Origin of the sequence: Roseomonas rosulenta, assembly GCF_016106005.1 — a bacterium.
In the GTDB taxonomy this organism is placed as follows: domain Bacteria; phylum Pseudomonadota; class Alphaproteobacteria; order Acetobacterales; family Acetobacteraceae; genus Neoroseomonas; species Neoroseomonas rosulenta.
This window is the reverse complement of record NZ_JACADR010000178.1, coordinates 1-9318: the sequence shown is the minus strand read 5'-3', so window position 1 is coordinate 9318 and position 9318 is coordinate 1. Positions and strand designations below refer to the sequence as shown.

Below are 9318 nucleotides of genomic sequence, written 5' to 3'. Positions count from 1 at the left end.
CTCCGACCCGCCGCCGGGGCAGCATGGTTCAGGCCGCCGCCGGGGCGGCGCAAGTCAGGCCGCCGCGGGCGCGGCGCGTGTCATGCCGCCGCCGGGGCGGCGAGGCCGATCCTTTCCAGCGGGCCGAATTCGCGCTCCAGCAACGGCCTCACCTGGCGCTGCCAGGCGGCGATGGACCGTTGCGCCACGCCCGGATCCATGTCGCCGACCTGCACCTGCAGCAGATAATGGCAGGGGCTTGCGGCGCGGATCTCGGCCGCCATGCGCGCGGCGACGGTGGCGGCGTCGCCGACCATCATGTGGGCACCCATCTCCGCGAGGCTGGGTTCGCCCTCCCAGGGCTTCTCGACCAGCATGCCCCCGTCCATCTCCTGCTCGCGCCGGCGCAGCGACTGCGACAGGCGGATCTGCCAGCGCGTGTTCTCCAGGAAACGGGCGGCCTCGGCGGCGTCGTCGGTCACGCAGAACGGACGCATGGCGCCGAAGCGCAGCGTCTCGCCGGGCTTGCCGGCGGCGCGGCGGATGCCCTCGAAGCGTGCGCGGGCGGCGGCCAGCATGGCGGGGGTGAAGTGGCGCGGCGTGACCATGACCACGCAGTCGCGCTCGGCAGCGTAGCGGTGCAGGTCGGGGTTGTCGCCGGCGACCCAGACCTCGGGCATGCCGCGCACCGGGCGGGGCGCGATGTGCGCGCGGGGCATGCGGTAGTGGGTGCCCTCATGCGCGAAGGTCTCGGCGGCGAAGGCCTGTTCCATCATGCCCATGGCCTCGAGCAGCCGCGGCGTCGATTCCGCGAGCTCCTGGCCGAAGCGCTCGAACTCATAGGGCTGGTAGCCGCTGCCGATGCCGAGCACGAGCCGCCCATGGGTCAGCGCATCGACCATGCCGACCTCCGCGATCAGCCGCGCGGGATTGTACAGCGGCACGATCACCACGCCGGAAGCGAGGCGGATGCGGCTCGTCTCGCCCGCCAGTCGCGCCACCATCATCAGCGGCGAGGGGCAGACGCAGTAGTTGCTGAAGTGGTGCTCGGCGAACCAGGCGATGGCGAAGCCGGCCTGCTCGGCCGCCTTCACCTGCGCCACCGCGTCGTCGTAGATCGCGGCTGTCGAGGTGCCGGGCGTGCGATAGCCCATCAGGCAGAACAGGCCGACATCCATGGCGCTTCCCCTTCGCGGTTGCGCCGATGGTCCCGCAGGACGGCGCGGCACTCAAGCCCGGCTTGCCGGGGCGGCCGGGGCGCGCTGATCTGCGCGCGGGGAAGCAGGAGCGCACAGCGTGATCGTCATCGGCCGGGGCAGCGTGCAGCAGGACGAATGCGACGTGATGGGCCACATGAATGTGCGCCACTACGTCGCCCGCGCGGCGGATGCTCTGGACTGGCTGATGCTCGAGGCCGGGTTGCCGCCCTCGCGCCAGCGCCTGGCCGTCATGGACCAGCACCTGCGCTTCCTGCGGGAGATGGCGCCGGGCACGCCCTTCACCATCCTGGGGGGCATCATCAGCCGCGGCGCGGATCGGCTGCGCACCGTCGTCGAGATCCGCAACAGCGCGACCGACGCGCCCGCCGCAACGCTGGTGACGGACCTGGGCCTGTGGGGCGCACCCCTGCCCGTGCTGCCCGGCGCCGAGCGGCTGTCGGTGACACTGCCGCCCCATGCCGGCCCGCGCGGCCTCGGCTTCGATCCGCCGCGGCCGCTGCCCGACCGCGCCGCCGCGCAGGCCATGGGCCTGACCGAGGGCTATCGCGGCGCCGTCCGCCCCGATGAATGCGACATGCAGGGCGTGATGCGCCCCGACGTCATCATCGCGCGCATCTGGGATGGCGTGCCGAACCTGCGCAACCGCGGCACGGGCCTCGGCATCAGGGAGGAGGGGATGGGCTCGGCCGCGCTGGAATACCGCGTGGCGCAGTTCCGCCCGCTTGCGGCGGGCCAGTTGCTGTCGGTGTGCAGCGGGCTCAAGGCGCTGGGCGAGAAGACCACCACCTGGACCCACCTGGTGCATGATGGCGAGACCGGCGCGGTGGTCGCGGCGGCGGAGGCGGTCGGCATCGCCTTCGACCTCAAGGCGCGCCGCGCGGTCGCCATCCCGGCGGAACGCCGCGCGGCGCTGGATGCCTTGCTGGTCCCGGGGCTCGGGCTTTAGAGCAATATCCGACCAGCTGGAATCATCTGGTCGGATTTCCTGCTCTAGGCAACACAAGATCTAGAGCAGCTCATGTCCGGCCGGCGGAACCGCGCAGCGGTTCCACCCGACTGGACGCTGCTCCAGGCGGCGCTGGCGAAGCGCCGGGGCAGCCCCTACAAGCGAAGCCGCAGGCTCCGCAGCGGGCCAGGGAGGAGAGAGACGAGATGACCATCACCATCGGCCGCCGCGCCGCGCTGGGCCTGGCCGCAGCGACCGCCGCCGGCGCCGCCCGGGCGCAGACCGTGACCCGCACTGCGCGCCTCGTGATCGGCTTCCCGCCGGGCGGCTCCTCGGACGTCGTGGCGCGGCTCTATGCCGAGAAGCTGCGCGGCCGCTTCGCGCCGCAGGTGATCGTCGATGGCCGGCCCGGTGCCGCCGGGCGCATCGCGGTGGAGGCGGTGAAGGCGGCCGAGGCCGACGGCACCACCATCCTGCAGACCCCGGCCTCGATGCTGACCGTCCAGCCGAACGTTTTCCCGCGCGAGGTTCGCTACGACGCGCTGACCGACTTCGTCCCCGTCAGCACGGTGTGTTCCTTCCCCTTCGGCTTCGGCGTGCCGATGAACCACCCGGCGCGCACGCTGGAGGAATGGTTCGCCTGGGCGCGGGCGCAGCCGAACGAGACGCCCTGGGCGTCGCCTGCGGCGGGATCGGTGCCGCATTTCACCGGCATCATGATGGGGCGGAAGCTGAACCTGCGCCTGACGCACGTGCCCTATCGCGGCGGCGCGCCGGCGGTGCAGGACGTGATCGCCGGCCGCCTGCCGCTGTTCATCGGCGTGCTGAGCGAGATGCTGCCGCATGACGGTACGGGGCTGCGCATCCTGGCGGTGACCTCGGCCACGCGCTTCGCCAAGATCCCGAACGTGCCGACGCTGGCCGAGCTCGGCCATCCGGAACGCACGGCCGAGGAATGGTTCGGCGCCCTGCTGCCCGCCAATGCGCCCGCGCCGGTGGTGCAGGGGCTGCACGCGGCGATCGTCGCGGCCTCGCGCGAGCCCGACCTGATCGCGGCGCTGGAGCGGCTCGAATTCACCAATGCCACCTCCGCCTCGCCGCAGGCCTTCGCCGAGCAGATCCGGCGCGAGCGCGACATGTGGCGCGACGTGGTGCGCGAGAGCGGCTTCACGCCGGAATGAACCCGTCGCCGCGCGAGATCCGCCTCAACGCCTTCGACATGGCCTGCCTGGGCCACATCCAGCAGGGGATGTGGACCCATCCGCGGGATCGCGCGGTGGACTACCTCTCGCTGTCGCACTGGACCTCGCTGGCGCGCACGCTGGAGCGCGGGCTGTTCGACGGGCTGTTCCTGGCCGATGTGCTCGGCGTCTACGACGTGCATGGCGGCAGCCAGGATGCGGCGATCCGCCATGGCGTTCAGATCCCGCTGCTCGACCCGATGCTGCTGGTCCCCGCCATGGCGGCGGTCACGCGGAACCTCGGCTTCGGCGTGACGGTGAACCTGGCCTGGGAGCCGCCGGCACTTCTCGCGCGGCGCTTCTCGACGCTGGATCACCTGACAGGCGGGCGGATCGGCTGGAACATCGTCACCGGCTATCTCGACAGCGCGGCGCGGGCGATGGGGCTCGACCGGCAGATGGCGCATGACGACCGCTACGACATGGCGGACGAGTTCATGGCGGTGGTCTATCGCCTGTGGGAGGAATCCTGGGCCGCCGATGCGGTGAAGCGCGACCGCGCCTCGGGCGTCTATGCCGACCCGTCGCGCGTTTCGCGCATCCGGCATGAGGGGCGGCAGTACCGGCTCGATGCGCCGCACCTGGTCGAGCCCTCGCCGCAGCGCACGCCCGTGCTCTACCAGGCCGGCGCGTCGGATCGCGGGCGCGCCTTCGCGGCGATGCATGCGGAATGCGTGTTCCTCAATGGCGGGCCGAAGCCGCATGTGGCGGCGCTGGTGGCGGACCTGCGCACGCGTGCGGCGGGGCGACCGATCAAGGCCTTCCTGGGCGCGACGCTCGTGATCGGGCGCACCGCGGCGGAAGCGCGCGACAAGCTCGAGGACTACCGCCGCTGCGCGAGCGTGGAGGCGGCGCTGGTGCATGCCTCGGCCTCGCTCGGCATCGACCTCGCCGCGCTCGACCTCGACGACGAGCTGCCCGCCGCACCGGGCAACGCCATCCAGTCGAACGTGACGGCGCTGCGCGCCGCCGCGCCGCGCGCGACCAAGCGCGCGCTGGTCGACCGCATGATCCTCGGCAGCCGCCAGCCGCCCATCACGGGCAGCGCGGCGGAGGTGGCGGATGCCCTGGCCGCCTGGGTGGACGATGCCGATGTGGACGGCTTCAACCTCTCGCGCACCGTGATCCCGGACTGCATCGAGGATGTGGTCGACCTGGTGGTGCCCGTGCTGCAGGAGCGCGGGCGCTACAAGCGCGCCTACGCGCCAGGCACCTATCGCGAGAAGCTGTTCGGCGCCGGGCCGCGGCTGGCGGCACCCCACCCGGCCGCCGCCGTCGCGCGCTGACTTGTCGCACGGCGCCGGCGCGCTACGTTCGGGCAAACCTCTGGGGATCCTCTCGACATGGACGGAACACAGATGCCGGCCGCCACGGCCGCGCTCACCGCACGCTACGGTGCCGGCGCCGAGCCAAAGGCCGGGCCGTGGAACGACACCATCGCGCTGCTGCTCTCGCACCGCTCGGTGCGCGGCTTCAAGCCGGACGCGCTGCCCGCGGGCACGCTCGAGACGATGGTCGCCGCCGCGCAATCGGCCGCCACCTCCTCGAACCTGCAGACCTGGTCGGTTGTGGCGGTGGACGACCCCGCGGTGCGCGCGGAGCTCGCGGCCATCGCGGGCAACCAGAAGCACATCGAGCAATGCCCGATCTTCCTGGTCTTCCTGGCCGACGTCTCGCGCAATGCGCGCCTGGCGCAGGAGGCAGGCACGGAACTCGCCGGCATGCCCTTCCTGGAATCCTTCCTGGTGGCCGCGATCGACGCCGCGCTGGCGGCGCAGAACGCGGTGGTGGCGGCCGAGAGCCTCGGCCTGTCCACCGTCTATATCGGTGCCCTGCGCAACGACGTGCAGCGCGTGGCGGCGCTGCTCGGCCTGCCGCCCGGCGCGACGCCGGTCTTCGGCCTGTGCGTGGGCCACGCCCTGCCGGGGCGCGAGGGCGCGGTGAAGCCGCGCCTGCCGCAGGCTGCGGTGCTGCACCATGAACGCTACGACGCCGAGGATGCAGGCCACCGCGCCGCCTATGACCCGCGCATGGCCGACTTCTCGGCCCGGCACGAGATGGGCGCCACCACCTGGACGCAGCGCGTGATCGCACGGCTCGGCACCATGAAGGCGCTGAGCGGACGCGACCGGCTCAAGGATGCGCTGGTCGCGCTGGGCTTCCCGCTGCGCTGAGCGCAGCGGGGCGCGTCAGTCGGCGGTGACCGGCTGGCGCAGGCGCCGCTCGAAATAGGCCACGGTGCGTGCCAGGCCGTCCTCGAGCGGCACCTGCGGCTGCCAGCCCAGCACGCGCTTCGCGAGCGAAATGTCCGGGCAGCGGCGCGTCGGGTCGTCCTGCGGCAGCGGGCGCTTCTCGAGCGTAGCCCCCGCGCCGCACAGCGCGATCACGCGGTCGGCCAGTTCGCGCACGGTGATCTCGTGCGGGTTGCCGAGGTTGACCGGCCCGGTCACCTCGTCCGGCGTGTCCATCAGGCGCATCAGCCCTTCGACCAGGTCGTCCACGAAGCAGAAGGAGCGCGTCTGCGTGCCCTCGCCATAGATGGTGACCGGCTTGCCCTGCAGCGCCTGGACGATGAAGTTGGACACCACGCGCCCGTCATTGGGATGCATGCGCGGGCCGTAGGTGTTGAAGATGCGCGCCACCTTGATGCGCACCTTGTGCTGGCGGAGGTAGTCGAAGAACAGCGTCTCGGCGCAGCGCTTGCCTTCGTCGTAGCAGGCGCGCGGGCCGAGCGGGTTGACCGATCCGCGGTAGTCCTCGGTCTGCGGGTGGACCTCGGGGTCGCCATAGACCTCGCTGGTGGAGGCCTGCAGCACCTTGGCCTTCAGCCGCTTCGCCAGGCCCAGCATGTTGAGCGCGCCGGAGATGGAGGTCTTGGTCGTCTGCACCGGGTCGAACTGGTAGTGCACCGGGGATGCGGGGCAGGCGAGGTTGTAGATCTCGTCCACCTCGACATAGAGCGGGAAGGTGACGTCGTGGCGCATCGCCTCGAACTGCGGATGCGCAAGCAGGTGCGCGATGTTGTCGCGCGTGCCGGTGAAGTAGTTGTCCACGCACAGGACCTGGTGGCCCTGCGCGAGAAGCCGCTCGCACAGGTGGGAGCCGATGAATCCCGCCCCCCCGGTCACCAGCACGCGCTTGCGCGAGATCATCTCGTTATCGTCTCCATCTTGCGACCCCGGCCGCACTTCAACCATGCGCGCGACGGCGCCGTCGCCCGCGTGCATGCGCACCGCCCGCGCGACACTTTAGATCGCCCTGTTCGGCGATGCGCACGTCTCGTGCGACGACGCCGACACCCTCCGAGTCCCGGACTGCGCCATCTTCACGCCGCAAGCGTCGCGCGCCAGCGCCGCAGGTCGGCCTCTACCATCTCCGCGATCATGTCCTCGAGGCTGGTCTCGGGCACCCAGCCGAGGCGGGTGCGCGCGCGCGTCGCGTCGCCCACAGTGACGTCCACATCGGCCGGGCGCAGGAAGGCGGGGTCCACCTTCACATGCTTCTCCCAGTCGAGATTCGTGTGGGCGAAGGCGATCCGGCACAGGTCGCGGATGGATGCGGCGCGCCCGGTCGCGACCACGTAGTCGTCGGGCCTGTCCTGTTGCAGCATCAGCCACATGGCGCGCACATAGTCCCGCGCATGGCCGAAGTCGCGCCGCGCATCGAGATTGCCCATCGGCAGCTCGCTCGCGAGGCCTAGGCTGATGCGCGCCGCGCCATCGGTGATCTTGCGTAGCACGAACTCGATCCCGCGCAGCGGGCTGTCGTGGTTGAACATGATGCCGTTACAGCCAAACAGGCCGAAGGCATCGCGGTAGTTCTGCACCAGGCAATGCGCGAAGACCTTGGCCGAGGCATAGGGGCTGCGCGGATGGAACAGCGTGTCCTCGTTCTGGGCGGGTGTTTCGGCGCGGCCGAACATCTCGCTCGAGCTCGCCTGGAAATAGCGCACACCTGGGGCGGCGATGCGCACCGCCTCCAGCATGTTGGCCGTGCCGATCGCGGTGACGTGCGTGGTCAGCAGCGGCTGGTCCCAGGACATGCGTACGAAGGACTGCGCGGCGAGGTTGTAGATCTCGTCCGGCTGCACCTTCTCCAGCAGCCGGATCAGCGAGGACAGGTCGATGAGGTTGCCATCCACCATGCGCACCGCCCCTGTACAGCCCAGCCGGCGCAGCCGGTCCTGCACCGCTTCCGAGCCACCGTGGCGATGCAGCAGGCCATAGACCTCGTAGCCCTTCTCCAGCAGCAGGGCGGCGAGGTAGGCGCCGTCCTGCCCGGTCACCCCGGTGATCAATGCGCGTGCCATTGCTATGCCTTGCCCTGTGATATGTCTGGATGCTTTCGGGGACCCTTACCGGGCGGCGCGCGTCCCGCCAAGCAGCACAGTTCGCCTATGGGAGCGATGGCGCCCCTGTCGCGCGCGGGGGGGTGCGGGCGCTCGCCCCGCCGCGGCCTGCTCAGCCGGCCTGCGCGCGCGCCAGGCTCGGTAGCCCGACGCGGAAGCTGAGGGTGGCGCGCACGCCCTCCTCGGGGAAGTGCAGCTTCACCTCGGCGCCGGGGCCGAGGTCGTGGACCAGGCCGCGTTCCAGCAGGCGCACGCCAAAGCCGCGGCGCTCGGCGCCCGGCGCGCTGACCGGCGGCCCGCCGCTCTCGCGCCATTCGAAGCGCGCGATGCCGTCCTCGCCGAGCGACCAGGTCGCGTCCACCTCGCCGCCAGGGCGCGACAACGCGCCGTGCCGCACCGCATTGGTGGCGAGTTCGTGCAGCGCCAGCACCAGCGCCTGGGCCTGCGGTGCTTCCACCTGGATGCGCCCGGAGCCAGCGATGCGGATGGCCCGCCCGCTGCCGAGCCACGGGCCGAGCGCGGCCTGCACCACGCGCGCGAGGTCGACCGGCTCCCAGCCGCCCTCGGCGAGCAGGTCGTGGCTGCGCGTGAGCGCCTGCAGCCGGCCCACGAAGTCGCGCCCGAATCCGGTCGAATCCCCGCCGGCGCGGCGCAGCGACTGCGCGGCGATCGACTGCACCGTGGACAGGGTGTTCTTCACGCGGTGGTTCAGCTCGGTCACCAGCAATTCGCGCGAGCGTTCGGCGCGCACGCGCTCGGTCACGTCCTGCAGCACGGCGGAGACGCCGGTGACGATGCCATCGGCATCCTTGACCGGATGGCAGGATGCCAGCCAATGGCGCAGGTGCTGCACCGCGCCCGGCGCCTGGCCTGTGCAGGTGACGTCCAGCACGGGGCGGCCGGTGCGCAGCACCTCCTGCTGCGCGGCCTCGAGCGGGGCCGCGAGGCCCTCGGGCATGACCTCGTGGGGCGCGCGCGCGACATGCGCCTCGGGCGGCAGGCCGCTGATCGCGGCGAAGCGCGCATTGACGTTGACGAAGCGCAGCGTGGCGTCGACCAGCGCGAGGCCGACCGGTACGTTGTCGTAGACCGCGCGGAGTTCCGCCACGGTCTGGCGCACCTGCGCCTCGTTGAAGCGATGCGCGGTGCCCGCGCCGCGCGCATCGGCAACGTCGTGGATGGCGCCCACCCATTCGACGAGCTGGCCGGCCTCGGTCGCGACGGGCACGCCGGTGGCACGCACCCAGCGCCAGTCGGCGGCGTCGCCCGCGTTGCGCAGCCGGAACTCGACGCCGATGGTCTGGCGCGCGACCAGGCAGCGGCCCCATTCGGCGAGCGTCGGCGCGCGGTCGTCGGGGTGCAGCATCTCGACCCAGCCATCCTTGCGGAAGGCTGGCGCGGTCTGGCCGGTGAGGCCTGCCCAGCCGGCGGCCTCGATCCAGCCGCCGGCGGCATCGGCGCGCCAGAGCACCAGCGCGCCGGCCTCGGCCAGGGCGCGCAGCCGGCGAGTCTGCTCGCGCGACGCGGCCTCGGCCTCGGCCAGGGCGGCGCCGAGCATCGCGATCTCGGCCGGACCCGACGGCG

8 protein-coding genes are annotated in these 9318 nt (G+C 71.9%); 4 read left to right on the top strand and 4 right to left on the bottom strand.

The window, feature by feature from the left end; translation table 11 throughout:
• Window positions 1-80 precede the first annotated feature (80 nt).
• The gene (locus tag HW578_RS18225) at window positions 81-1157 is read right to left on the bottom strand and encodes an LLM class flavin-dependent oxidoreductase (RefSeq protein ID WP_198372103.1); all 1077 of its coding nucleotides are present in this window, start codon (window positions 1155-1157) and stop codon (window positions 81-83) included.
• A 118-nt stretch (window positions 1158-1275) separates the two neighbouring features.
• On the opposite strand from HW578_RS18225, the gene HW578_RS18220 reads away from it, so the two are divergent.
• The 4 genes from HW578_RS18220 (at window position 1276) to HW578_RS18205 (ending at window position 5560) form a co-directional block, all read left to right on the top strand.
• A complete protein-coding gene (locus HW578_RS18220) occupies window positions 1276-2145 on the top strand; it encodes a thioesterase family protein (RefSeq protein ID WP_198372096.1) in 870 nt (289 codons plus the stop codon).
• 206 nt (window positions 2146-2351) lie between these two features.
• Window positions 2352-3326, top strand: coding sequence for a Bug family tripartite tricarboxylate transporter substrate binding protein (locus tag HW578_RS18215; RefSeq protein ID WP_198372094.1), 975 nt, complete (start codon window positions 2352-2354; stop codon window positions 3324-3326).
• Window positions 3323-4672, top strand: a complete 1350-nt coding sequence (locus HW578_RS18210) for an NtaA/DmoA family FMN-dependent monooxygenase (RefSeq protein WP_198372092.1) — start codon at window positions 3323-3325, stop codon at window positions 4670-4672. Before HW578_RS18215 ends, HW578_RS18210 begins: the two co-directional genes overlap by 4 nt.
• A gap of 57 nt (window positions 4673-4729) precedes the next feature.
• A complete protein-coding gene (locus HW578_RS18205; protein ID WP_232479091.1) occupies window positions 4730-5560 on the top strand; it encodes an NADPH-dependent oxidoreductase in 831 nt (276 codons plus the stop codon).
• A 15-nt stretch (window positions 5561-5575) separates the two neighbouring features.
• Here HW578_RS18205 and HW578_RS18200 read toward each other — a convergent pair whose 3' ends face one another.
• From HW578_RS18200 to HW578_RS18190, 3 genes are all read right to left on the bottom strand, one after another.
• Complete coding sequence (locus HW578_RS18200) at window positions 5576-6538, bottom strand: UDP-glucuronic acid decarboxylase family protein (RefSeq protein ID WP_198372085.1); 963 nt, start codon at window positions 6536-6538, stop codon at window positions 5576-5578.
• A 173-nt stretch (window positions 6539-6711) separates the two neighbouring features.
• Complete coding sequence (locus HW578_RS18195) at window positions 6712-7695, bottom strand: GDP-mannose 4,6-dehydratase (protein ID WP_198372083.1); 984 nt, start codon at window positions 7693-7695, stop codon at window positions 6712-6714.
• A gap of 151 nt (window positions 7696-7846) precedes the next feature.
• The coding region (locus tag HW578_RS18190; protein ID WP_232479090.1) for a sensor histidine kinase at window positions 7847-9318 on the bottom strand (1472 nt) is incomplete at its 5' end.

What these genes read in the sequence shown, in the direction of transcription:
- HW578_RS18225 (WP_198372103.1), bottom strand. Translation starts at nt 1,157, where the DNA reads ATGGATGTCGGCCTGTTCTGCCTGATGGGCTATCGCACGCCCGGCACC.
- HW578_RS18215 (WP_198372094.1), top strand. Translation starts at nt 2,352, where the DNA reads ATGACCATCACCATCGGCCGCCGCGCCGCGCTGGGCCTGGCCGCAGCG.
- HW578_RS18210 (WP_198372092.1), top strand. Translation starts at nt 3,323, where the DNA reads ATGAACCCGTCGCCGCGCGAGATCCGCCTCAACGCCTTCGACATGGCC.
- HW578_RS18205 (WP_232479091.1), top strand. Translation starts at nt 4,730, where the DNA reads ATGGACGGAACACAGATGCCGGCCGCCACGGCCGCGCTCACCGCACGC.
- HW578_RS18200 (WP_198372085.1), bottom strand. Translation starts at nt 6,538, where the DNA reads ATGATCTCGCGCAAGCGCGTGCTGGTGACCGGGGGGGCGGGATTCATC.
- HW578_RS18195 (WP_198372083.1), bottom strand. Translation starts at nt 7,695, where the DNA reads ATGGCACGCGCATTGATCACCGGGGTGACCGGGCAGGACGGCGCCTAC.